At 41.5% G+C, this 22,603-nt stretch carries 19 protein-coding genes; 10 read left to right on the top strand and 9 right to left on the bottom strand.

The features are described 5' to 3' along the window. Positions 1-266: 266 nt before the first annotated feature. Positions 267-629, top strand: a complete 363-nt coding sequence (locus AAHB12_RS14025; protein WP_342045706.1) for a YgzB family protein — start codon at positions 267-269, stop codon at positions 627-629. Between the two features lie 2 nt (positions 630-631). Here AAHB12_RS14025 and perR read toward each other — a convergent pair whose 3' ends face one another. The 6 genes from perR to AAHB12_RS13995 form a co-directional block, all read right to left on the bottom strand. Next, complete coding sequence (perR, locus tag AAHB12_RS14020) at positions 632-1,063, bottom strand: peroxide-responsive transcriptional repressor PerR (RefSeq protein ID WP_205650940.1); 432 nt, start codon at positions 1,061-1,063, stop codon at positions 632-634. Between the two features lie 669 nt (positions 1,064-1,732). After that, a complete protein-coding gene (bcp, locus tag AAHB12_RS14015; protein ID WP_342045705.1) occupies positions 1,733-2,194 on the bottom strand; it encodes a thioredoxin-dependent thiol peroxidase in 462 nt (153 codons plus the stop codon). Between the two features lie 183 nt (positions 2,195-2,377). Then, positions 2,378-2,788: a potassium channel family protein gene (locus AAHB12_RS14010; RefSeq protein WP_342045704.1), complete on the bottom strand. Its 411-nt coding sequence runs from the start codon at positions 2,786-2,788 to the stop codon at positions 2,378-2,380. Positions 2,789-2,833: 45 nt separating this feature from the next. Continuing rightward, complete coding sequence (locus AAHB12_RS14005; protein ID WP_129728609.1) at positions 2,834-3,619, bottom strand: ABC transporter permease; 786 nt, start codon at positions 3,617-3,619, stop codon at positions 2,834-2,836. Positions 3,620-3,623: 4 nt separating this feature from the next. Further along, positions 3,624-4,415 (bottom strand): ABC transporter permease, encoded by a 792-nt coding sequence (locus tag AAHB12_RS14000; protein ID WP_129728516.1) that lies wholly within the window; start codon positions 4,413-4,415, stop codon positions 3,624-3,626. After that, positions 4,408-5,424: an ABC transporter ATP-binding protein gene (locus AAHB12_RS13995; RefSeq protein ID WP_129728517.1), complete on the bottom strand. Its 1,017-nt coding sequence runs from the start codon at positions 5,422-5,424 to the stop codon at positions 4,408-4,410. The genes AAHB12_RS14000 and AAHB12_RS13995 overlap by 8 nt, the downstream gene beginning before the upstream one ends. 183 nt (positions 5,425-5,607) lie before the next feature. Here AAHB12_RS13995 and AAHB12_RS13990 point away from each other — a divergent pair, with 183 nt between their 5' ends. The 6 genes from AAHB12_RS13990 (at position 5,608) to AAHB12_RS13965 (ending at position 15,276) form a co-directional block, all read left to right on the top strand. Next, positions 5,608-6,915 (top strand): glutamate-1-semialdehyde 2,1-aminomutase, encoded by a 1,308-nt coding sequence (locus tag AAHB12_RS13990; RefSeq protein WP_129728518.1) that lies wholly within the window; start codon positions 5,608-5,610, stop codon positions 6,913-6,915. 324 nt (positions 6,916-7,239) lie between these two features. Continuing rightward, complete coding sequence (locus tag AAHB12_RS13985; protein ID WP_446715559.1) at positions 7,240-11,700, top strand: glutamate synthase-related protein; 4,461 nt, start codon at positions 7,240-7,242, stop codon at positions 11,698-11,700. Positions 11,701-11,922: 222 nt separating this feature from the next. Next, positions 11,923-13,014, top strand: a complete 1,092-nt coding sequence (locus AAHB12_RS13980) for an aromatic acid exporter family protein (RefSeq protein WP_342045702.1) — start codon at positions 11,923-11,925, stop codon at positions 13,012-13,014. Positions 13,015-13,453: 439 nt separating this feature from the next. After that, a complete protein-coding gene (locus tag AAHB12_RS13975) occupies positions 13,454-14,014 on the top strand; it encodes an IMEF encapsulin system ferritin-like cargo protein (protein ID WP_129728521.1) in 561 nt (186 codons plus the stop codon). A gap of 28 nt (positions 14,015-14,042) precedes the next feature. Continuing rightward, positions 14,043-14,891 carry a family 1 encapsulin nanocompartment shell protein gene (locus AAHB12_RS13970; protein WP_129728522.1) on the top strand — a complete coding sequence of 283 codons (849 nt, stop codon included), beginning with the start codon at positions 14,043-14,045 and terminating at the stop codon, positions 14,889-14,891. A 13-nt stretch (positions 14,892-14,904) separates the two neighbouring features. Beyond that, a complete protein-coding gene (locus tag AAHB12_RS13965; protein ID WP_342045701.1) occupies positions 14,905-15,276 on the top strand; it encodes a 2Fe-2S iron-sulfur cluster-binding protein in 372 nt (123 codons plus the stop codon). A gap of 284 nt (positions 15,277-15,560) precedes the next feature. On the opposite strand, the gene AAHB12_RS13960 is transcribed toward AAHB12_RS13965, so the two are convergent. Together AAHB12_RS13960 and AAHB12_RS13955 are read right to left on the bottom strand one after the other, a co-directional pair. Next, positions 15,561-16,040: a hypothetical protein gene (locus AAHB12_RS13960; RefSeq protein ID WP_129728524.1), complete on the bottom strand. Its 480-nt coding sequence runs from the start codon at positions 16,038-16,040 to the stop codon at positions 15,561-15,563. 349 nt (positions 16,041-16,389) lie between these two features. Beyond that, on the bottom strand, positions 16,390-17,343 hold the full coding sequence (locus AAHB12_RS13955; protein ID WP_446715560.1) for an ABC transporter substrate-binding protein: 954 nt from the start codon (positions 17,341-17,343) through the stop codon (positions 16,390-16,392). 196 nt (positions 17,344-17,539) lie between these two features. Between AAHB12_RS13955 and AAHB12_RS13950 the strand changes: the two genes are divergently transcribed. Genes AAHB12_RS13950 through AAHB12_RS13940 form a run of 3 tightly spaced genes read left to right on the top strand, consistent with a single transcriptional unit; the run spans position 17,540 to position 20,433 of the window. Then, on the top strand, positions 17,540-18,544 hold the full coding sequence (locus AAHB12_RS13950) for a FecCD family ABC transporter permease (RefSeq protein ID WP_342045699.1): 1,005 nt from the start codon (positions 17,540-17,542) through the stop codon (positions 18,542-18,544). Beyond that, positions 18,541-19,596, top strand: a complete 1,056-nt coding sequence (locus AAHB12_RS13945; protein WP_342045698.1) for a FecCD family ABC transporter permease — start codon at positions 18,541-18,543, stop codon at positions 19,594-19,596. Before AAHB12_RS13950 ends, AAHB12_RS13945 begins: the two co-directional genes overlap by 4 nt. Before the next feature lie 18 nt (positions 19,597-19,614). Further along, positions 19,615-20,433, top strand: a complete 819-nt coding sequence (locus tag AAHB12_RS13940) for an ABC transporter ATP-binding protein (RefSeq protein ID WP_342045697.1) — start codon at positions 19,615-19,617, stop codon at positions 20,431-20,433. Positions 20,434-20,543: 110 nt separating this feature from the next. Here the strand turns inward: AAHB12_RS13940 and AAHB12_RS13935 are convergent, their stop codons facing one another. Continuing rightward, positions 20,544-22,298, bottom strand: coding sequence for an ABC transporter ATP-binding protein (locus tag AAHB12_RS13935; RefSeq protein WP_342045708.1), 1,755 nt, complete (start codon positions 22,296-22,298; stop codon positions 20,544-20,546). Positions 22,299-22,603 lie beyond the last annotated feature (305 nt).

Genomic DNA, 22,603 nt, shown 5'->3' with positions numbered 1-22,603 from the left:
ATACATCGCTCAAAGCGACTTATTCATACTAACACCTCTTCATCAAGGTGTCAACATTTTTTAATTTATCGCTTTATACTCTTTCGCATCAGCGACGTTTATTAATATAGCACACTGAATTTATAGGGTCAATATCTTTTTTGTAAAAAATCAGTTCTCTATGTTCTCCTCAATTCTCTGCCCACCTCATTCCTCAGATCCATATCATTTTATATGAAAGCCGAAAGATAGTTGTGCTATATTATTTCTTAAGGGGGCATGATGGGATGGGAATCAAGTACTCGAATAAAATTAATAAAATCCGCACGTTTGCTTTAGGTTTAGTATTTGCGGGGTTGTTTATTTCGTATCTGGGTGTATTCTTTAGAGAATCCCCGCTTGTAATGGCTTTGTTTATTCTAATCGGCTTCTTAGCCATCATCCTAAGCACAGTTGTTTACTTCTGGATTGGTATGCTTTCTACTAAAACGGTTCAGGTTGTTTGTCCAACCTGCGGAAAGCCAACAAAAATGCTTGGTCGCGTTGATGCCTGTATGTACTGCAAACAACCGTTAACAATGGATCGCGAACTAGAGGGCAAAGAATTTGATGAGGCATATAATCGAAAACAAAAAAGGGCTGACAATTAATGTCAGCCTTCTTTATTGCAATCTGGACAAATACCATAAAGCTCTAAACGGTGATTTTTAATAACAAACCCCGTTTGCTCTGCAGCCTTCCGCTCTACCTCATCCAATCCGGTATAAGGGAAGTCCACGATTTTACTGCAATTTTCACAAATTACATGATAGTGATGATGAGTTACATAATCAAAACGGCTGGAAGCATCTCCGTAGGTGAGTTCTTTTACAAGTCCTACCTCTTTAAACACACGAAGATTATTGTAAACAGTTGCTACACTCATATTTGGAAACTTGCCTTCTAACGCTTTGTATATTTCATCGGCTGTTGGGTGAGCCATCGATTCCACAAGATACTCTAAAACGGCATGACGTTGTGGAGTAATACGCACACCCGTGCCTTTCAACTGCTCTAATGCTTCTTTCAATTCTTCTTTGACCACCGTCATGCACCCCAATTCTATATGAATTATTACTTTATAATATTTATAATCAGTGTACAGCTTTTTTATTCACCCTGTCAATATTTCTCCCATATTCATCTGGCTTTTATCACAAACCAATTTTTGTACAGCACTTTACCTTTAACGAAAATTCGCTGATTGGCGAGCCGTTAGGTGGAGACAGAGGCGTAGGTGCACTTTGTCCCTAAGATTTCCTGCTATGTCGAATTCACTTCTAACTGGAAACTTATGCTTTCCTACAGCCTTAAAGAAAACTCGCCGACTGGCAAGCCCGGCCCTTGGGTGAAGATAGAGGCGTAGGTGCCCTGATACTGTATTCCTAAAAGTTCCGACTACGTCGAATGCCTTTTAGCTAGAAATTTATCCTTTCCTAACAGTGCAAAAAGAAGATTTTCCTTTATTGCTTTTACATTCAGAGAAACAACCGCAAAAAAAATGCGGAAATCGTTTCCGCACTAAAAAGGCTATCATCTGAGGAGGTATGCCCTGCTTTTACAATATGCGCGGCAACAAAAATGGGTATAGACGAATGACCTATATCACCTTAAAAATTTGTGCATTTACTATTACTTTTTACTCAGACTGCCTGCCATTTTCTTTATTAAGGAAAAAACAAACCCACCTCAGCCTGTCAGCCCTCTTTTTGTTCTATATTTCTTTAACAGCTGCAAGTACTTCCTCCATATGTCCCTTGACCTTTACCTTGCGCCATTCCTTAACTACTTCTCCTTCACTATTAATAAGAAATGTGGACCGTTCGATGCCCATATATTCTTTCCCAAAGTTCTTCTTCAACTTCCATACCCCATACAGCTCCGTAGCTTCATTCTGCTCATCTGCCAACAGCAAAAATGGTAAGCTGTATTTTTCAATAAACTTAAGATGTCTGCTCACTGGATCTGGACTAATTCCAAGAATCATCGTATTTTGCTCATTAAACACTCCGTATGCATCGCGAAAATCACATGCTTCTGTCGTACAACCGGGTGTCATATCCTTCGGGTAGAAATATAACACAACATTTTTACCCCGATAATCCGACAGCTTCACCAGCTCCCCATTGCTTGCCGGGAGAGCAAAATCCGGTGCTGCTTTACCAACTTCTATCATTTCCCACATCTCCTCAATTAAATATTCTTCTCGGTCAATCATCCAGAGAACTCGCTGACTGGCAGGCCCTTCCCTTGGGTGAAGACAGAGGCGTAGCCTTACTTATACTGTATTCCTAAAAGTTCCGACTACGTTGAATTCACTTCTAGCCGGAAATTATCCTTTCTTACAGTGTAACAAAATCTAATCCCGTTTTTCATGCTCCATAAATGTACGTGCTACAAAGGCAGCAGGCATGGTGTAGCCAACAAGAGCTTCTATAATTGCTATCCAGCGGCCGATACCAACCGGTGTAATATCTCCATACCCGACAGATAGCAATGTAATCGCACTAAAATACATACATACCTCCACCATTTGAAACGAATGTACATCTAAAATCTTCCCATCTTCTTCTAAGACAGGAAGTCCCACTTCTTCAAGCACTAAATAACTTATGCCAAACGCAATAAGAACAGTTGTATAGATAAGGGATAATAAAAATAAATTATGGACGGAGAAAAAGTGACGATCTATCCTCATTGCTACCCAAAGCGATTTCATACTGAAAATAATCGCGATCATCGCAACTATTAAAAGCGCAAACCATCCCATGCTCCCACCTCATTTTATTTGTATGAGGCAATGGGACAAATTATATCAATTCCCAGCACCGCGATAACGCTTTACGCCTATGTTCCAAAGCACTAGAGCCATTCCAAAGAACAGCAGCCCCATCACCGGTGTTAAAAAAGCGTAGCTATACCATTCCGTCCGCCTTAAAAAATAGGATGCCGGATATACGCCAACAAAAGCAAAAGGCAGCACCCATGTTAGAATAAAGCGAATCACTTGATTGTAAATATTCACAGGGTAACGTCCATAGTTGCCGATGTTATACATGAGCGGCATAATCGAGCTCCTTGCATCCGACCAAAAACCGATGCTAGCAAGCGAAACGAAAATGCCTCCGTACACAAGAGCTCCCCCTAGTACCATCACAAGAAAAAGGAACAAGTCATACCAATGAAACGATAAGCCTAGTTTTTCTGACGCATATCCCATAATCAGAAGTCCCGTCACACCACCGAGCAACGATTCCAGCTCCATCTTTTCCAGCACTACCTGAAACAAACTGTGAATAGGTCTTGTCAGAATACGATCCATCTCCCCTTTTACAATATACCGATCATTAAAATCCCAAATATTAAAAAATGATGAGAATATTGCAAAAGGAACAAGAAAAAAGCCGTAAATAAAAATAATTTCCTCACGCGTCCATCCCTGCAGCACCTGTGTATGCCCAAACACCACTAGAATAAAAACAAGATTAACCGCTTGAAGAAGCATATCGGATAACAGCCCTACAACAAGATCTCCGCGGTACTGCAGCTTTGTTTTCATATACTGCGCCGCATATTGCAAAAAGAGACGAATATACATGATCATTTCACCCTCCTTGCACTACAAGCCGTTTTTTAGCCATGTTCCACATAATCAAAATCGGGATAAAGAGAACAACTGACCAAACAGCCTGAAATAAAATTGCATTCCAAATTGCTCTCCCCTGCATACCTTCTGTAAAAATCATGCTTGGAATATAGCTGATTGCTTGGAATGGAAAAAACGCCATAATATGCTGTGCCCAAACTGGATAAAAACTAACTGGCAGCAGTAAGCCGGAGAATAAATCAATAGTCACTCGCTTTGCGTACATGATCCCATCGTTATTAAATAAGAAGAATGTGATCATACCAGTCATTAAATTGATTTGCGTATTAATAATAAAACTGAACAAAAGGGAGATAAAGAAATACAATAGTGTATAAGGATTCAGCTTAATACTAAGAGAAAATAACAGTACCACTAATATCATGCCTGGGATTGAAAAGAAGAACAAACGAAAAATCCCTTCCCCTAATCCTTGCATTACCTTCATTCCTAAATAACTATAAGGACGAATGAGCTCGACGGCTACACGTCCCTCTTTAATCTCCGCTGCAATTTCCCGATCAATGTTATTAAAGTAAAATGCACGCGCCATCCAAGCTACTGCTACATATGTGGTCATCTGGGCTACAGATAGCCCTTGAATACTCTCTTTCCCACCATAAATTGCCGTCCACAAAAAATAATACGCCGCAATGTTAATCGTATAAATAATGATCCCACTATAATAATTAGAACGATAGGCAAGCATCATTAAAAACCGAATCCGAATCATTTCGATATATTTATCCATGCACAACGCCCTCTTCATAGATGTTCCGGATAATTTCCTCTGTTGATACCTCATTTACCTTCATATCTTGAATACGGAATGTCTGCGCAACTTTTGCGATAAGCATGGATAACACAATTTCCTCATTTGGAATACGTGCCACCCAAACATTAGGACCATTTCCTTGTGTCCAGCTTACATCACTATCAGGCATAAGCACCGCAAGCTGCTGATAGGAAATAGGAGAAGAAAACTGGAATTGTATTTCTTTCTCATCCCCCCATTGAGCACGGAGCTTTTCAAGGGAACCATCATAGATAATTTTCCCTTCATCTAGCATTACAACGCGTTCGCACAATGCCTCGATATCTGAAATATCATGTGTTGTAAGTAAAATTGTCGTGTTATACTTTGCGTTAATTTCCTTTAAAAAGTCGCGAATTTTTAGCTTCACAAGTACATCAAGACCGATTGTCGGTTCATCCAAAAATAAAAGAGGCGGGTTATGAAGCAATGCAGCTGCTAATTCACAGCGCATTCGTTGTCCAAGAGAAAGCTTACGAACAGGTTTATCAAGAAGGGCGCTAATATCAAGTGTTTCAATAATATGTCCCATATGTGCTTCATATTGTTCATCAGACACTCCATACACCTTTTTTAACAGGCGGAATGATTCTTGAACAGCAATATCCCACCAAAGCTGCGAGCGTTGTCCAAACACAACACCGATAGACCGAACAAACTTTTCTCTTTCCTTATGCGGATTCATTCCATTCACGGTAATCCGCCCGCTCGTCGGCGTTAAGATTCCCGTTAGCATTTTAATCGTCGTTGATTTACCGGCCCCGTTTTCTCCTATATATCCGATCATCTCTCCTTGCTTGACAGTAAAGGAGATATCGTTTACTGCGCGAACAACTTTATAGTTACGGTTAAACAAATCCCGAAAAGCGCCCTTTAGCCCAGAGCGGCTTGAATAGGCAACAAATTCTTTTCGTAAGTCTTTTACTTCAATTGCGTTGCTGCTCATGCTGTTCCCCCTTTTTATGCTACCTATAGGCAGACTGGAATACTCACAACGAATAGTTTACCCAAGCTCACCATGCAGCACAAACATTATGCCTTCCTTGCCATAAACCAGAAAAAACATGTTACAATAAGGCTTGCATCATACTCCATATAGAGTAGATCACTTGAAGGGAGAGCAAAAGAAGTGAACTTCACTCAATCAGAACAACTTCATACAGAAGCATTGCAGCATATCGTCGGAGGTGTAAACAGCCCATCCCGTTCCTATAAGGCGGTCGGCGGTGGTGCGCCTGTTGTGATGAAACGTGCTAAAGGAGCATATTTTTGGGATGTGGATAACAACAAATACATTGATTATTTAGCAGCATATGGCCCTATTATTACAGGCCATGCGCATCCTCATATTACAAAAGCGATTCAAGCTGCGGCGGAGAACGGTGTACTATACGGAACGCCGACGGTGCTTGAAATACAATTCGCAAAAATGCTAAAAGAAGCAATTCCTTCTATGGATAAGGTTCGCTTCGTAAACTCTGGAACAGAAGCAGTTATGACAACAATTCGTGTCGCGCGCGCTTATACGGGTCGTACAAAGATTATTAAATTTGCGGGCTGTTATCACGGGCATTCTGATCTTGTTCTCGTTGCAGCAGGCTCTGGTCCATCTACGCTCGGAACCCCTGACTCTGCTGGTGTTCCAACAAGCATTGCCCAGGAGGTTATTACCGTTCCATTTAATGATGTGGAAACCTTTGCGGCTGCTCTAGAGAAATGGGGCCATGAAGTGGCGGCTGTTCTTGTCGAGCCGATTGTAGGAAATTTTGGAATTGTGTCGCCTAAAGAAGGATTTTTGGAGGCTGTTAATGAATTAACTCATAAAGCTGGGGCTCTTGTCATTTATGATGAGGTCATTACAGCGTTTCGCTTTATGTATGGTGGAGCGCAAAATTTACTTGGCGTCACTCCCGATTTAACCGCCCTTGGAAAAATTATTGGCGGTGGTCTTCCTATTGGCGCCTATGGCGGCAAAAAAGAGATTATGGAGCAAGTTGCACCGCTTGGACCTGCATATCAAGCAGGAACAATGGCAGGCAATCCTGCGTCTATGTCTGCTGGAATCGCCTGCTTGGAAGTGCTAAAGCAAGATGGGGTATATGAAAGACTCGACGAACTCGGTGCTCAGCTGGAAAAAGGGATTGCAGAACAAGCAAAGGTACATAACATCCCTATCACCATCAATCGTTTAAAAGGTGCTCTAACAGTGTTTTTCACAACAAAACGAATTGAAAACTATGAGGACGCCCAAAACACTGACAGCGAAATGTTCGGAAGGTTCTTCAAGCTTATGCTGCAGCAAGGAATCAATCTTGCTCCTTCCAAATATGAAGCATGGTTCCTTACAACAGAGCATTCCAAAGAGGATATTGAACATACAGTTGAAGCCGTAGGAAATGCCTTTGAGCAGCTTTCTAAAGAATTTGTGAACACTTAATATTAAAAAGAAAAAACAGGATGAATGTCCCTGTTTTTTCTCTCCTCCTAGTTTAACAAACAAACAATCAGTAGTATAATTATTCCTAGTCACTTCATAAAGAAAACTCGCCGATTGGCGAGCCCGCCCTTGGGCGAAGACAGAGACGCAGCCCTACTTATACTGTATTCCCAGAATTTTTCACTACATCGAATTGGCTTCTAGCTAGAAATTTATACTTTCTTACAGTGTAAAGGGTACCTCATTCTTCTTTGGTGTATATTTGGGCATTATTCGCCTTGAATATTCTAATAATTTAGAAAAGTCTTATTTTCAAAAAAATGTATGGAGGTGAATGGCCTTCCAGTCAAGGCCCTCGCGATGACAAACAAATGGACTCCTGCGCTTTTTCAAGACTTTCACAACTCAGAACATGACGCATGCGGAATTGTTTCCGTTATGGAAAAAAAACGCATCCCCACAAAAGCAAATATTGACTTATGTATACAATCTCTTGTCAAAATGAATCATCGCGCCGGTTTTATTAACGGAGAAGGCGATGGTATCGGGATTCATATCGATCTCCCAAAAGAATTATGGAAAGAAAAATTGCGGACAAATGGGCAAGACCCACAAATTGCAGATCGCTCCGATTTTGTTGTCGGTCACTTTTTTCTTGACCGCAAAGCAGATGTACTCCCGCTGCAAGCTGAAATGAGAAATACTTTTACAAATAATGGTCTGCACATTGTGTTTGAAAGCGAAAAGGTGACACATAAAGAAGCCCTCGGACCGCTTGGCCAAAAAGAAGAGCCTGTCTTTTGGCAAATTGCCCTGCTGCCGCAGCAAGGTATACAGCACGTGGAACGCACGTTATTTGAACTTACCATTTTACTTGAGAAGAATGATAAGGTTCATGTTGCTTCCCTAAGCCCTCATCATGTTGTATACAAAGTAATGGGGGCAGGAGATACACTCATCAACTACTACACTGATTTAACAAACCCGCTTATCGCATCAACGATGACTCTTGGTCATAATCGATACTCTACAAATACTTTATCAAACTTCTTCCGTGTACAGCCGTTCAGTGTGCTTGGACATAACGGTGAAATTAATACGATTGCAAAGCTGCGTGATCAGGCAGAAATGCTGAACGTACCATTAACAAATGGCGGAAGCGACTCACAAGATTTAAACCGCACAATTGACACACTCATTTCCCGTTACGATTACAGCTTGTTCGAAGCAGTTGACCTTTTGTTTCCGCCAATTATAAATGAGATCAAACTCTATCAAGAAAAGCTGCAAGATTTATATACGTATATGCGCGAAGGATGGGGGCATTTTGCTCAAGGACCTGCTGGAATTATTTCCCGTTATAAGGACGAAGCAGTCTTCAGTGTTGATTCCCTAGGATTGCGCCCTTTGTGGAAGGTAGAGACAGAAACAGCTTACATTTTCTCCTCGGAGCCTGGTGTCGTGCCGCCAAACGAATATACAGCTGAGCCAAAGGCACTTGCACCAGGGGAAAAAATTGGTCTCAAGTGGGATGAAGCAGGAGAAATGGTTGTATACGAATATGAACAATTTCAAAAGGAAATATATAAGCGCTTTAGCCAACGTGTGAATTTGACAGACTACCGGGGCCACCTTGAATGTCCAACACCGCAAAAGGCGGAAAAAGTTGCTCCTGACCTAAAAGTAGAGGATCGCCAGTATGCAGCTTTCGGATGGGACCGGGAGAACATTCAATTGCTTGAGCAAATGGCAGAAAAAGGCGCCGAGCCAATTCGTTCTCTCGGACATGATGCACCGCTTGCTGCGCTAGATTCCGGCCGGCGCAATATCGCAGACTTTATAAAAGAAAGTGTTGCCGTTGTAACCAATCCAGCGATTGACCGCGACCGCGAAATTGAACATTTTTCGACGCGTACAGTTATAGGAAAACGACCTTCGCTATTTGAAAAAACAGGGCAAACAACAATTTTAGAGCTTCCTTCCCCTGTATTACTAGAAGGAGAAATCGGACAGCAGGCCGCAGAGCAAGCAGGACAGCTTTCTTATGAACAGCTTGCAGGACTTTTTGCAGCAAAGGATTCTCTTTACAAGCTATCTGCAACCTATAAGGATTCTGAAACATTAGCAGCCGCATTAGAACGCTTGGCAGAGGAGGCCATTGCCGCTGTAAAAAATGGTGCTTCATTGCTTGTATTAGATGATGGCAACGCTCATCAAAACGGAAACCTCTGGATTGATCCGCACCTCATTACAGCAAAGATGCAGCAAATACTTGTTAAGGCTGGGTTACGCCGTGACTGTTCCATTTTACTCCGCTCTGGTGCGATCCGCTCCTTGCATGATCTTGTGACCGCATACGGATTAGGCGCAGATGTGATTAACCCATATCTTATGTTAGCGACGGTAAGCGACGGAACAGAAAAGCCTTGTCTCAACCTTTATAATGCTTTGAATAAAGGATTAGAAAAGGTTATCTCAACAATCGGTATTCACGAATTGCGTGGATACGGACGCCTCTTCTCCTCAATCGGATTACATGAGGAAGTTGCAAAGGTGTTAAATATCGTCAACTTCTTAGGAGCTGATACTCTTGCATTCAATTTTGAAAGCATGAAGGAGGACGCCGTCCAGCGTGCGGAGGACTATAGCAAAGAAACCGTGAAAATGCGCAAAACATTCCATATCTTCCCTCGTGTATGGAAAGCAATTGGCGATGTAGCAAAAGGAAATGCATATGATGATTACCGTGAAAAGTTGACGGACATTGAAACAAAAACGCCAATTTCCATCCGTCACTTGGCTGATTTTAAAGAATCTGAGACTCCTGTCCCAACAGAAAAGGTAAGTATCAAGGCTGGAGAGCATCATTTACCGTTTATTATCAGCTCCATGTCCTTTGGTTCACAAAACGAAATTGCATTCCGGGCATATGCGGAGGCGGCAGAGCGTTTGAACATGATCAGTTTAAACGGTGAAGGCGGAGAAATTAAGGATATGATCGGCAAATATCCGAAAACGCGTGGACAACAGGTTGCGTCCGGACGCTTCGGAGTCAATGCAGATTTACTGAACTCCTCCAACTTAATCGAAATTAAAATCGGGCAAGGAGCAAAGCCTGGTGAAGGTGGGCATTTGCCTGGCTCAAAGGTAACAGCGAAAATTGCTGAAGCGCGCAATGCCACAATCGGTTCAGATTTAATCTCACCCTCTAATAACCACGACATCTACTCGATTGAGGATTTAGCGCAAATTATCGCTGAAATCAAAACAGGCAATAATAAAGCAAAAGTAGCTGTTAAGGTGCCAGTCGTTCCGAACATTGGAACCATCGCAGTTGGAATTGCCAAGGCAGGTGCTAATTTTATAAATATCAGTGGATTTGATGGTGGTACAGGTGCAGCGAGAATTCATGCACTACAGCACGTTGGATTGCCAGTGGAAATTGGTGTCAAAGCAGCTCATAACGCCCTTATTGAAGCGGGCATGCGCGACAGTGTCGAAATTTGGGCAGATGGTGGTCTGCGCAGTGTAGCTGATGCATTGAAGGTGATGCTACTTGGCGCAAACCGCGTTGGGTTTGGAACACTCTCTATGATTGCAATTGGCTGTACAACTTGCCGCGGCTGTCATCTCGATACATGTCATGTGGGGATTGCAACGCAAATTGAATCCGAAGCACAAGCGAAGGAGCATGGATTACGCCGCTTCGTTCCTCGTGAATTTGACGGTGCCGTGCAAGGACTTATGAACTTATTTACAACATTTGGATTAGAGCTAAAACGCCTTGTAGGTCTGCTAGGTTTTAATAGCCTGCAGGAAGTTGTGGGTCGCTCCGATTTGCTTGAACAGACCCGTGGCTTACAGCTTATAGATTTATCCCGCCTCCTTCGCGTCTTGGAGGCAAAACCATTCTTAACAGTTACATTGACAACAGCAGAACAAGAAACTGCCTCTGAATTCTCGGCAGACTCAAAAGAATTGGTTGCTGTCGGCGTTGAACAACGCGCCATGGGGGCGTTAGAGTCTTGTTATCGTACCCGAAGCAAGCTTGCAGGCGAATCGCTCCACCCTATTACGCTTCAATATGCAAATGCAATTCCAGGAAACGGTCTTGGTGCCTTTAATAGCAAGGATATTTTCATCCATGTCAGCGGCGGTGCACAAGACGGTATCGGGAAAACATCATTTGGCGGCGGCATTTATGTAATGAAGGCAAAGGGAAAAGACGGCAGCTACTATAATGGCTCCGCTGGTAAAGGCTTCGGCTACGGTGCACAAAAGGGCTCCTTGTATGTACAAGGAAATGCTGATGCACGTGCTGGTATCCGCCTCTCTGGTGCTGATATGATTATCGGGGGCCGCATTACCAAAGCAATTCCTGCTCAGGAGCACGGAAATATTGGCGTACACTCCAATATTAAAGGTTTTGCCTTTGAGTATATGACAAACGGACGCGGTCTCGTTTTAGGAGATCCAGGTCCATGGATTTGCGCAGGTATGACGGGCGGAGTCGTATACTTACGTCACCAGCCAGAAATGGGATTAACAGAAGCTGCGATCCGCCGCCGTATCGCCAAGGGGGCAAGTGTAACAGTGCAGGCACTCAGCTCAAAAGGTGTAGCGGATGTAACAGAAATGTTGACAGATTATATCCGTATCCTTAACGCACATGAGCAATATGAAGAAGCAACTATCATTTCTTCCTTACTTGACGATATCAAAAATAGCTTCTTCGAAGTGATTCCAACAAAAGAGCAGGCAGATCCGTCTGTATCAACAGAATGAAATTTTCTTACCCAATTGAAGCTGGTCGATGCAGCTAGACACTCTTTCTATATATGGGGAGACAAAAGCACCTGTCACGAGTCAGGTGCTTTTGTCATACATTTTTTCCTTTCCCACACGACTCTCACTTTCTTTTTCAAAATACCTCTTGCGAACCACTTATAATGCCTGTATAGTAACGTAATGTGAATTCGTGAATACAGAAAGGAATCTTAGAAAATCATGAAATTGGGTGCTAGGATTTTAAAAACAGGGATTGCGATTACGTTAGCGCTGTATGCAGCCATACTGCTTGAAATACCCTCTCCTGGGCTTGCAGGAATTTCAGCTGTATTTGCTATCCAGCCATCTGTTTATCGTTCTTACTTAACGGCTTTGGAACAATTACAGGCAAATGTAATTGGAGCTCTCTTCGCAATTGCATTTGCATTAGCTTTTGGCAATAACCCCTTTATTATCGGATTAACATCTGTGATTATCATTGCATTGGCGCTTAAGCTGCGATTGGAAAATACAATCCCCATTGCTCTCGTAACCGTTATTGCGATTATGGAATATGAGGGCGCCGATTTCCTTGACTTCGCGTTACTGCGCTTTGTTACCATTATGTTTGGAATTCTCGCAGCTTCTGTTGTAAATCTAGTCTTTATGCCCCCAAAGTATGAGACAAAGCTTTATCATAGAATGGCAGCAAATACAGAGGAAATTCTAAAATGGATTCGCTTAAATAGTAGAAAAGCATCTGATTTTGCTAGTTTAAAAGCAGACTTAGATAAGATGAAAGAAAAAATGATTAAGCTGAATCATCTGTATTTGCTATATCAGGAAGAAAGAAGCTATACGAAAAAAACCCGTTACGCAAAATCAAGAAAGCTCGTTTTATTCCGCCAAATGCTAGCGACTACAAGCCGCGCCCTCGAGACGCTGAAATTGCTGCATCGTCTTGAAAATGAGCTGCACCGTATGCCATCCGCTTTTCAGGATCATATTCAAAATGAGCTCAATTCTCTTGTAAATTATCATGAGCAGATGCTGCTGAAATTTATCGGTAAGGTGAAGACTCAGCATTCTTCGTATATACTCAATGAAGTATCCATATGCAGGCAGCAGCTCATTCAAACATTTATGTCCTATCAAAGTAACGAGGATAGCGAACAATATAAAACGTGGCTTCACCTCTTCCCGCTTGTATCTTCTATTATAGATTACAGTGAGAAGGTAGAGCATCTTGACTTGTTAATTAGCAGCTTCTACACATATCACAACAATCCGGAAGATGAATTACACATTCAAGAAAAACGAGAGGATGAATAAGAAAAGCAGACAAGGCCCGCCTTTTATGGCAGCGTAGGGGGGGCCGGAGTAAAAGGCGCTTTCTGACTTTTGCGGAGATTCAGTCTGGAGTCTGCCATTTTGGGCCTTGGGAGCTAGACATCCCCCCGAAAAGTTATACTTTCTTATCTTGTAAAGGAAACTCGCCAAGTGGCGAGTTTTTTTATATTTCACTTTAAGAGAGTATAAATGTCTAGCTAGAAGACAATTCGACGTAGTGAGAAATTTTAGGAATAAAGTATAAGGACAACTACGCCTCTGTCTTCGCCCAAGAGCAGGACTCGCCAATCGGCGAGTTTTCTTTATTACAAGGAGGTACGAGATCTCCTACGATTCTTTTCAAGGAAAAAATAATAATTATGTACTAAATCTTATGATTACTGGAAATAATGCAAATTAGTTAAAGAAGGAGGTGTGATGATTGAAAGACGAACTACATGCTTTCTATCAAATCTTCACTACTACTAAAGATGCCATTGAAAAATTTATGAATATACTAGAACCCGTGATTCAAAATGCAAAAGATGATCATGAACGCCTTTATTATCATCATATTTACGAAGAGGAAGAACAACGGCTATCGCGTCTGGCTGAACTTATCCCCCTTATTAGTAAATTTGAAAAAGAAAAGGAAGAGAACAGTTTTTCACCCACCAATAATGAATTTAATCGTCTTTTACAAGAATTAAACCTTGAAAAATTCGGATTACATAATTTTGTAGAACACCTAGATTTAGCACTCTTTCAATTTACAGATGAGGAACGCAGCACTCAATTAAATCAAATGAGAAATGTTTCTTACCAAGATTATCAACAAGTAAAAAACATGTTAAATGAAATTAACGCGAAATTTGACCATAACTATGTCGATCCGCATGCACATCATGATGAGCACCACGACCATTTAGCTCCGCCAGGTTCTTCATCGATTGCCAAATCATCTCAAAAGAAAAAAGGGTTTACGGTCGGAAGTTTAATATAAGTAAAGATGCAGGAAGAAGGTAAAAAGTATGAGTAAATCACAACTATTTCCAGACTCACCATTAACAGATCAAGACTTCTTACAATTAGATCAGACCGTTATTGAGGCTGCACGAAAACAACTGATTGGACGTCGTTTCATTGAGCTGTACGGCCCACTTGGCAGAGGAGTGCAAAGTATCTCCAATGATATTTTTATGGAAAATCACGAAGCAAAGATGGCTTTCCAAGGGTCATTTGATACAGATATCGAGGATAGCAAACGAGTAAATTATACTATTCCGTTACTTTACAAAGATTTTGTTTTATATTGGCGTGACCTGGAACAAACAAAGGTATTAGATATTCCTATCGATTTTTCTGTAGCTGCAAATGCTGCTCGTGATGTGGCCATATTAGAGGATCAAATGATTTTCCATGGTTCAAAGGAATTTGATATCCCTGGATTAATGAATGTAAAAGGCCGATTAACACACTTAATTGGAAATTGGTATGAGTCAGGAAGCGCTTTTCAAGATGTAGTTGAAGCTAGAAACAAGCTGCTTGAAATGAAGCATAATGGCCCCTTTGCTCTAGTCTTATCTCCAGAGCTATACTCACTATTGCATCGTGTACATAAAGACACCAATGTTCTAGAAATTGAACATGTTCGTGAGCTTGTTACGGACGGGGTGTTTCAATCACCAGTTTTAAAAGGAAAAACAGGTGTTTTAGTCAATACAGGACGGAATAATTTAGACTTGGCTGTTTCCGAAGACTTTGAAACAGCATATTTAGGGGAAGAAGGTATGAATCACCCGTTCCGTGTGTATGAAATGATTGTTTTGCGGATTAAACGGCCTTCCGCGATTTGTACATTAGAAGATCCTAAGAGCTGAGGAATCGATGCCCATGAATAAAAGAATGTTAACAGTGGGATCTCTTATTCCAAAACACATGCTATTGACTAACCACTTGGTAATTCATCCAATTGTAAAAGCCAGCCCGTCTGCTACAGAGCATCGTCATCCTAACAGCATTAACCTGCTGCAAAATCAAATACCATTTGAGGTTCGACCTGCAAAAGGGAATTTATTAGATGTCGCTTTGAAGCAAGGCCAAGCTTTGCAGTATAAATGCCGAAAGGGAACCTGCGGAGTATGCACTGTTCAAGTTGTAAAAGGGGCATCCTGCTTATCCTCTCCAAATGAAAAGGAGCAGAAAAAACTCAAAAAAGGCATAAACGACGGTTATCGCTTAGCTTGTCAGGCAAATATCACTTAAAGAAAACTCGCCGATTGGCGAGCCCTGCCCTTGGGCGAAGACAGAGGCGTAGTTGCCCTTATACTTTGTTCCTAAAATTTCTAACTACGTCGAACTGTCTTCCTGCTAGAAATTTATACTTTCTTAAAGTGTAAATGAAACAAAAGATGATACTGCCCTTCTTGAGACCAAATACAAAATGGATCATCGAGAAAACCCAGCTATATTCAGGGTTTATAGGATGATCCATTTTGTATTTTTTTATTTTTCTAATGAGAAGACTTTCGAATCAATCACTTTCAAGATTATGCAAATAGCCGTTCCTTTAAATGAACAAGATTATCTTCAATTTGAAATGGAAGCGAAATATCATGCTTTTTGAATTCATTTACACTTATGTCTCGAATAAGCTTTAATGCTTCCTTCTTGAAGGTATGTGTTACAAATCCATCATTAATTTCACACAGCTTTTGTAAGTATTGTAGAGTATCGCCTAATAACATTTGTTTTACATGATTGTTGTTTAACTGGCAAATCAACTTATGCTGTAACTCTTTTATCATAGCAATTTGATCAACATGTACCATAATGTTCGTGCCATTTTCATCTATAAAGCATAGGGAAACATACTGACCTTTTGAGACGTCAATATTCGTAAATACTGGGTTATGATATATCTCTCCAGACGATAAACAAATAACGCTTGCTTCTGCCGCCCCGCCTATTTTACGGTAATTTGAAATTACAGTATGAATATCTTTTAACCCATGCAACATGTTAAACATACGATTTCTCCCCTAGTCAATATAAAAGTATTTTCAATAATATTTTAAGGAAAATGATAATCATTGTCAATTGGTTTTGTTTTCCTAATATTGGGCTTTAATATAATCGAGACAAGGGCTGTACAGAGGCGAAGTTGCTCTTATACCTTATTTCTAAAATTTCTCGCCACGTCCAATTGCCTTCCGGCTTGAAATTTATATTTTCTTAAGGTATAAAAAATGGACCACCGCAGAAACTTAGTGAATACACGAGTTTCTAGGATGATCCATCTTTTTACTTTATCATTTGGGGGCTCTTTCCCCACGCTAGGAAATCAGCAATTACAAAGCTGCTTCCAATTCTGATTTCTTATTTACCAAGCACCATTTTCTCAATTTCATCTAGCACTTGTTCAGCTGCAAGTACACCGCCAGCAGTATTCCAAATGGCATCATCTACCTGATGGGCATTTCCACTCTTAACAGCATTTAAATTTTTCCAAAGCGGATCGTTCGTCCAGTCTTTTTCAGTATCTAAAGCTGCTTGGTCACCTGCAGGAGCATAAGTGAAGTAAAAGAGCAGATCTCCATCCATTTGTGGAATAGCTTCTTTACCAACCTCAATAGCAAGGTTGCCAAGCTTATTGTCAGGAGTAAATAGCGCTTCTTGCTGCTTAGCACGTTTAAATCCTAATTCGTTCAAAATAACTCCAGAGAAGGAATCTGTGTAGTAAATACGAGTTTTTCCGGCCATGAAACGAACAACAGAAACTTCTTGATTTACTTTATCACCTAATTTTTTCTTTAGCGCTGCTACATGATCATCATATTTCTTTAATACTTCGTTGCCTTTTTCTTCTTGATTTACAGCTTTTGCATATAGCTTAAAGTTTTCCTTCCAGTCTCCTCTTAGTGTTTCTGCAAAGACTGTTGGGGCAATGGCATTCAACTGGTCATAAATTTTCTCTTGGCGGATCTTGTTACCAATAATAAGATCTGGCTTTAATGCCGCAATTGCTTCAACATTTACTTCACTTTCCGTTCCGACAACCTGTACATCCTTCATTTTATCTTTAATATGGTCATACCATGGATCTCCCAACCACGATTGTACGGCTCCTACTGGTTTTATTCCCATAGCAAGGAGAGCTTCTGTTCCTTCATTTGTTAAGATTACAATACGCTTTGGTGTACCCTTTATTTCTGTTGTACCCATCGCATGTTCTACCGTATACGTTTCGGTTGTTTTTGTTGCTTCTTCTTTTGGCTGTTCCTCTTGTTTCCCGCATGCGCCTAGCAATAAGGAAACAGATAAAACAAGCATAAGCAAACCCCAAGAAAACTTTTTCACTTATGTAACCCCCATTTTATTGATAACGATTTTCATTTACAAAATGAATGATACAATATGGTTGAAAGTTCTGTCAACGGTTAATTGAAAAAAGTTATCATTCTCATTGACGGGATATCTGAACTTCGCTAGACTGAAGCTAACGAGCAAAAGAGAGGATATACATATAATGATTTGTAAAACGAGACAAACAAAAGCACTTGGACTATTACTATTTACCTTGTTACTTCTTTATGGTATGTGGGCAAGTATTATTTATGGCTATGTAGATACAGATATCAAAACTGCAGTAAATGCATTTACAAATTATAACGGTTCAAATGAGCATATTATCATCAAAACGGTACGGCTACCGCGCTCTCTCATTGCAGCAGCTGTCGGAGCAAGCTTGGCAGTAGCCGGCGCTATTTTGCAAGTATTAACAAAAAACCCCCTTGCTTCCCCAAGCCTGCTGGGAATTAACGCTGGAGCTTCCTTCTTTATTGTATGTTCTGTTTCCGTTTTTTCAATTCAATCGCTTCAAGCCTTTACTTGGATTGCTTTTCTTGGTGCAGCTGTTACAGCTTGTCTTGTGTTTATCATCGCTTCAATTGGCCGGGAAGGGCTCACTCCTATTAAACTTACACTTGCTGGAGTAGCAATCGGGGCTGTATTCTCATCATTTACTCAAGGCTTACTTGTACTAAATGAGGCACTACTTGATGAAGTATTGTTTTGGTTATCCGGTTCCGTGCAAGGACGCAAGCTGGAAATGCTGACAAGTGTTCTTCCTTATCTAATCATTGCTTGGCTTGGTGCAGCAATAATGGCTGGAAAGCTAAACATTTTATTATTGGGTGATGATGTGTCACGTGGACTAGGTCAGCGCACACAGCTTGTAAAAGGCATCCTCGTACTCATTGTTATACTGTTAGCCGGAAGTTCAGTCGCGGTGGCAGGACCTATTGGATTTGTAGGAATTATCATTCCGCACGTGGCTCGTGCATTTGTTGGGCTTGATTATAGATGGGTTCTTCCTTACAGCGCAGTGCTCGGCGGGATTTTATTGCTTGCTGCTGATATTGGAGCACGATACATTTTAATGCCGCAAGAGGTGCCGGTTGGAGTCATGACTGCGGTGATTGGTACACCGTTCTTTATTTATATTGCTAGAAAAGGAGGCATCGCAAAATGAAAAAGCACATTCCCCTTAGAATCGGTCATAACATTTCATTTTTGCTGCAGCAAAAAGCGCTCCTTACAATAGGATGCTTGCTAGGGGCTGTAATATGCCTTTTCTTTGTAAGCGCAGGAATAGGCGAGATGCAAATCTCACCTGTGCACGTCTTTCAGGCATTGATTGGTGAAGGAAATGAGATGGACAGACTTGTTGTTACGACATTTCGCCTGCCTCGTATTCTAATAGCACTGTTAGTGGGCATCGGTCTCGCGATAGCCGGCAGTATCCTGCAGGGTCTTGTACGGAATCCGCTTGCTTCTCCAGAAATTATCGGGGTGACAGACGGTGCCGGTGCTGCTGTTGTTTTATGTTTAGCGCTGTTTAGCGACACTAATGGCTCCTTAACAATCAGTATTCAGTGGCTGCCGCTCGCCGCGTTCCTTGGAGCGAGCTTAACTGCGTTTCTTATATATGTACTATCCTGGAAACATGGTGAAATCACGCCGCTGCGCATGGTACTCATCGGAATCGGTATTGCTGCACTGTTGAAGGCTGTTACTACTTTACTTATGGTACTCGGTCCCATTCACAATGCCAGCCAAGCTAACATCTGGTTAACCGGAACAGTACATGGATCGAATTGGAAAAATGTTGCTGTTTTAGCTCCTTGGATTACGGTCCTTAGTCTAATTGCCTGGCTGATGGCGCGTAAGCTAAACGTCCAGGAATTAGGAGATGCTCTGGCAACGGGGCTTGGCAATAGAGTCGGACGCCAACGATTCTATTTACTGCTGCTTTGTACAGCATTGGTCGGAGGATCAGTTGCATTTGCAGGCGGTATCATTTTTGTCGGGTTAATCGCACCCCATATTGCCCGAAAGCTGGTCGGTTCCTCTTACGGAGCACTTATTCCAACAGCGGCATTAATTGGAGCCCTACTCATGATGGGGGCAGATTTAATCGGTCGAATAATATTATCTCCACTGGAAGTGCCAGCTGGTGTATTCACAGCAGCTATCGGAGCACCCTATTTTATTTACTTATTATATAGAGGCAGAAACTCATAAGAAAGGTACGGTGTATATATGGATGCATTACAAACGAAGAAACTAACATTATCGTACAGCAATTCTATCATTATAGATGAGCTGGACTTAGTCATTCCACAAGGGAAAATCACCGTCTTTATTGGGGCAAATGGGTGTGGAAAATCAACGCTGCTCCGTTCGCTGGCCCGCCTATTAAAACCTGCTTCCGGCACTGTTCTGCTCGAAGGAGAGGAAATCGGAAAACTTTCCACAAAGGAAGTAGCAAAACAACTCGCCATTTTGCCGCAGGGACCACAGGCACCAGAAGGATTGACCGTTCTTCAGCTCGTCAAACAAGGGCGTTATCCGTATCAAACGTGGTTAAAGCAATGGTCGGAGCAGGATGAAGAAAGCGTTCAGAAGGCGCTGCGAGCAACGGGAATGGCTGATTTAGCCGAGCGGCAGGTAGATTCTCTATCAGGCGGACAGCGGCAGCGTGCTTGGATCGCGATGACATTGGCACAAGAAACGGACATTATCCTGCTAGATGAACCGACTACCTATTTAGATATGACGCATCAAATCGAAATATTGGACCTACTGTTTGATTTAAACGAAAAAGAAAATCGTACAATTGTTATGGTGCTTCATGATTTAAACTTAGCTTGCCGCTATGCACATCATATTGTGGCCATTCGGCATAAAACGGTATATGCACAAGGGCAGCCGGAAGCTGTCATTACGCAAAATCTAGTGCAGGATGTATTTCGGATGAGTTGTGAGGTAACGACTGATCCAATCTTCGGTACGCCTCTTTGCATTCCGTATGGAAAAGGACGATGCCTGCTTCCACAAAAAGCAATGGCAATAGAATAGGCTACTTTCACAAGTAGAGAGTTCAAACCTTACTCATTTATAATCAAGAAAGATAGAAAGATACAAACAACAGACAGTGTAAAAAACCTCCGCACTATTTTGCGGAGGTTTTACTGCTCTATATATTCTACCTTCTGAATATGGTATAGATTATAATAAAAGCTATGCCGTTCCATGAGTTCTTCATGTGTACCAACTTCCTTAATTTCTCCATCCTGCAAATATACAATTTTATCTACATGTGTGATAGTAGACAGACGGTGTGCAATGATCAGTGTAGTTCGATCCTTTGCCAAAATATCTAACGCCTTTTGTATGTATTTCTCATTTTCCAAATCAAGTGCAGACGTTGCTTCATCCAAAATCAGCAAGGATGGATTTTTCAAAAACACCCGAGCAATCGCAACACGCTGCCGCTGTCCTCCCGACAGCTTCACTCCTCTTTCGCCGACAATCGTGTTATAGCCGTCTGGCAGTTCAGTAATAAACTCATGCGCATGAGCTGCCTTTGCTGCTTCAATTATTTCTTTCTCAGTTGCCTCTGGTCTTCCGTATAAAATATTAGAACGAATCGTATCACTAAATAAAATATTATCTTGCATCACAATCCCAATATGACTCCGCAGATTTTTTAAATCATAGTCACGAACATCGATGCCATCAATCGTAATCTTCCCCTCTGTGACATCATAAAAACGCGGGAGGAGACCAACAAGCGAAGATTTCCCACCGCCGCTCAACCCAACAAGCGCTACTTTTTCACCTGGCTCAATAAGTAAAGAAATATTCCTTAATACATCTGGGTCTTTTGGATTATAGCGAAAGGATACATCCCGAAAAGATATAGCTCCATGCATCTGTTCCTTTTCCACACAAACAGGACGATTTACAATTTCATATGGTTCATCAAGTAATTCAAACACCCGATCCATCGATGCAAATGACTGCGTTAACGTTGTAGAGGAATTGACAAGCCGGCGCAGCGGATTGTACAAGCTATCCATATATCCGACAAAGGCAACCATCGTTCCTAATGTAAGATGCCCATGAAGCACTTGGTACGCTGCAAAACCGATCACGATAAGAGGTCCTAAATCTGTTAGAGTATTCACAGAAGCAAAGGTTCTAGCCGTCCAGCTCGTATGAGATAGTGCTTTTGTTAAAAACTCTCCATTCTTCCCTTTAAACTGCTCCTTCTCATACTCTTCTAACGCAAAACTCCGTGTAACGGAAATACCTTGGATGCGCTCATGCAAATAAGCCTGCATCGAGGCTAGCGCTTGAGAGCGTGCTTTCGTCAACTGACGCAGACGACCAAAGAAATATTTTACTGCCACAGCATAAACAGGCAACACAAGCAGTGCAATACATGTTAGTTTTCCGCTCATAGAAAACATAACTGCAATCGCAATAAAGACCGTTGCCGTATCAAGCCAAACATTCATCAAACCTGTAACTACAAAATCCTTTGTTTGCTCTACATCATTAATAGTACGTGAAATAACTTCTCCTGTCCTCGTATTAGAATAATAGCGAAGACTTAGCCTTTGCAAATGGTCAAAAATCGCTTTACGCAAATCATAGAGCACCCTATTGCTGATGCTTTGCGCAAAATATTGGCGATAATATTCAATTGGTGGACGAAGCACAGCAAAAATAAAAATTGCCCCCACCATAATCGTAACGAGCTCTGTCGTTTTATCGTCCAACGAGCCGGATCCTTGAATAATATCATCAATAATGTGCTTCAACAAAAGCGGTAAAATAAGAGGAATTCCAAATTTAATTAAGCCAATAATAATAGTCGCCCCAATTTGCCACTTGTACGGCCTTACAAATCGGAGGTACCGCTTGATACCATCCATTTTACTCACCACCCATTTCTCTTCATACATATAGCACAAGCATCCTGCTGAAAACTCGCCGATTGGCAGGCCCCCGCCCTTGGGCGAAGACAGAGGCGTAGCTGCACTTATACTTTATTCCCAAATTTCCCCATTATGCCGAATTCATTTTTAGTCAGAAATTCCTATTTTATTACAGTGTAAAGAAAACTCGCCGATTGGCGAGAATAGAAACTTGCACTGACACTTTGTTCCTCAAAATTTCCGACTATGTCGAATTCACTTTTTGCGAAACTTTAGCCTTTCCTAAAGTGTGAAGAAAGCCT

The sequence above is a fragment of the Bacillus sp. OTU530 genome (assembly GCF_038440375.1).
The sequence above is the reverse complement of the archived record's forward strand: the minus strand, read 5'-3'. Positions and strand labels throughout refer to the sequence as shown.

Bases quoted from the DNA above. Each gene is read 5' to 3' on its own strand.
- AAHB12_RS14025 (WP_342045706.1), top strand. From the start codon at position 267: ATGGGAATCAAGTACTCGAATAAAATTAATAAAATCCGCACGTTTGCT.
- bcp (WP_342045705.1), bottom strand. From the start codon at position 2,194: ATGATAGAAGTTGGTAAAGCAGCACCGGATTTTGCTCTCCCGGCAAGC.
- AAHB12_RS14010 (WP_342045704.1), bottom strand. From the start codon at position 2,788: ATGGGATGGTTTGCGCTTTTAATAGTTGCGATGATCGCGATTATTTTC.
- AAHB12_RS14000 (WP_129728516.1), bottom strand. From the start codon at position 4,415: ATGGATAAATATATCGAAATGATTCGGATTCGGTTTTTAATGATGCTT.
- AAHB12_RS13995 (WP_129728517.1), bottom strand. From the start codon at position 5,424: ATGAGCAGCAACGCAATTGAAGTAAAAGACTTACGAAAAGAATTTGTT.
- AAHB12_RS13985 (WP_446715559.1), top strand. From the start codon at position 7,240: ATGGAGGTGAATGGCCTTCCAGTCAAGGCCCTCGCGATGACAAACAAA.
- AAHB12_RS13980 (WP_342045702.1), top strand. From the start codon at position 11,923: ATGAAATTGGGTGCTAGGATTTTAAAAACAGGGATTGCGATTACGTTA.
- AAHB12_RS13970 (WP_129728522.1), top strand. From the start codon at position 14,043: ATGAGTAAATCACAACTATTTCCAGACTCACCATTAACAGATCAAGAC.
- AAHB12_RS13965 (WP_342045701.1), top strand. From the start codon at position 14,905: ATGAATAAAAGAATGTTAACAGTGGGATCTCTTATTCCAAAACACATG.
- AAHB12_RS13960 (WP_129728524.1), bottom strand. From the start codon at position 16,040: ATGTTTAACATGTTGCATGGGTTAAAAGATATTCATACTGTAATTTCA.
- AAHB12_RS13955 (WP_446715560.1), bottom strand. From the start codon at position 17,343: ATGCTTGTTTTATCTGTTTCCTTATTGCTAGGCGCATGCGGGAAACAA.
- AAHB12_RS13950 (WP_342045699.1), top strand. From the start codon at position 17,540: ATGATTTGTAAAACGAGACAAACAAAAGCACTTGGACTATTACTATTT.
- AAHB12_RS13945 (WP_342045698.1), top strand. From the start codon at position 18,541: ATGAAAAAGCACATTCCCCTTAGAATCGGTCATAACATTTCATTTTTG.
- AAHB12_RS13940 (WP_342045697.1), top strand. From the start codon at position 19,615: ATGGATGCATTACAAACGAAGAAACTAACATTATCGTACAGCAATTCT.
- AAHB12_RS13935 (WP_342045708.1), bottom strand. From the start codon at position 22,298: ATGGATGGTATCAAGCGGTACCTCCGATTTGTAAGGCCGTACAAGTGG.